Source organism: Bacillus sp. CFBP9009, from assembly GCF_036541465.1.
In the GTDB taxonomy this organism is placed as follows: domain Bacteria; phylum Bacillota; class Bacilli; order Bacillales; family DSM-1321; genus Peribacillus.
Window position 1 is genome coordinate 1 of the sequence record NZ_JAZHFU010000054.1, and the last position, 330, is coordinate 330.

General features: G+C 44.2%; 1 protein-coding gene. It reads right to left on the reverse strand.

Annotation, left to right across the window (positions count from 1 at the left end; genetic code table 11):
- On the reverse strand, window positions 1–330 hold a 330-nt coding region (locus tag V3595_RS28680), incomplete at both ends, for an SH3 domain-containing protein (RefSeq protein ID WP_485911346.1).

Genomic DNA, 330 nt, shown 5'->3' on the forward strand with positions numbered 1-330 from the left:
ATTTCGTCGTCGTTTTTTCAGGTATGGATGGTTTGGATTCCATTCCAGGCTTTGTCGTCGAAAGATAGTCAGTACTGACATACCCATCCTTCCCATTTACCTTGATTTTCGCCCAACCTTTTGATTCCGAATACACCGTCACTTCCGTTCCTCTTGACAGCTTTGCGACTATGCTCGCGCTTTCCGACCCGCTTTTTCTCATATTGAGTGTTCCAGAGCTTACGTTTACATATTTCGTCGTCGTTTTTTCAGGTATGGATGGTTTGGATTCCATTCCAGGCTTTGTCGTCGAAAGATAGTCAGTACTGACATACCCATCCTTCCCATTTA